The following is a 1,062-nucleotide window of genomic DNA, read 5'->3' as shown; positions in this document are numbered from 1 at the left end:
GGCGTTGTTTCCTAAATCAGCCATCAGGTCACAACGTCCCCAGCCCCAGGTGACCGCTACACTCGGGGCTTTCTTACAGGCAGACCAAGGGTGTTCAGTTTGTTTATCGCGCTCACATACGCCATCACTTCTCCCACTTGACCATTGTATTTTCGCAGGGTGATTTGGCCTGCCATTAACTGTTTGAACCGGAACATCGCTGTCTCTGCCAGCGAACGACTGTGATACCCCGATATCTTCTTCCAGTGCGCTAGCCCCTCCTTGCGCATCACCAGCACCGCCTCATTTCTCGGATGGCCCTTTTTCCATAGTCCTGCGTTCTTGCGAGGCGGGATACACGCCGTCGCCCCTTTACGCGCAATCAACCGATGGCTGGCTTTGCTGTCATAGGCGCCATCCGCGTAAACACGCCCCAGCTTGCGACGCAGAGGATTGAGCAAGGTCGGCAACACCTCAGCGTCATGCACATTCTCCAGCGACACTTCTGCCGCCACGATATCGTGAGTCACCGGATCTACAGCCAGATGCAACTTACGCCAGACTCGACGTTTCTCAGCGCCGTGTTTTCTGACTTTCCACTCGCCTTCACCAAACACTTTCAGACCCGTCGAGTCGATAACCAGGTCGGTAATGCGCCCCTTTGGGGGCTGTCGATAAGCCACCGTCACCGTGCGTGCCCGCTTGCTGACACAGCTATAGTCCGGTGCGCACAACGGCACATTCATCAACTCGAACAGGGAGTCGAGTAGTCCCTGAGTGGCCCGCAGAGTGAGGTTGAAAATCCCTTTGAGCATCAGAAAGGTACAGATGCTCTGGTCGGTGTAGAGCTGGCTGCGTCCCCGTTTTCCGTGATGGTCTTGGTGAAACCAGTTATCCATGGCCTCGGCATCAACCCAGAAAGTGAGTGAACCACGGTTAATCAAAGACTTGTTGTATTGAGGCCAGTTAGTGATGGGGTGAAGCGACGTGCCCATGATGCAGACTTGAAGAGGGTGGTGGTGATCAGATCACCGCGCCCTCAGTTAGTTCCATTCAAGCTGCATCAATTTGGGCAACAACGCC

The 1,062-nt window shown here is 54.8% G+C and carries 1 protein-coding gene; it reads right to left on the bottom strand.

All coding sequences use genetic code 11. The features are described 5' to 3' along the window. Positions 1-56 precede the first annotated feature (56 nt). The gene (locus BN4575_RS20325; RefSeq protein WP_068979565.1) at positions 57-974 is read right to left on the bottom strand and encodes an IS5 family transposase; all 918 of its coding nucleotides are present in this window, start codon (positions 972-974) and stop codon (positions 57-59) included. Between the last annotated feature and the right edge of the window lie 88 nt (positions 975-1,062).

It is taken from the genome of Aeromonas sp. EERV15, from assembly GCF_900079845.1.
Lineage (GTDB): Bacteria > Pseudomonadota > Gammaproteobacteria > Enterobacterales > Aeromonadaceae > Aeromonas > Aeromonas sobria.
The sequence above is the reverse complement of the archived record's forward strand: the minus strand, read 5'-3'. Positions and strand labels throughout refer to the sequence as shown.

What these genes read in the sequence shown, in the direction of transcription:
- BN4575_RS20325 (WP_068979565.1), bottom strand. Translation starts at nt 974, where the DNA reads ATGGGCACGTCGCTTCACCCCATCACTAACTGGCCTCAATACAACAAG.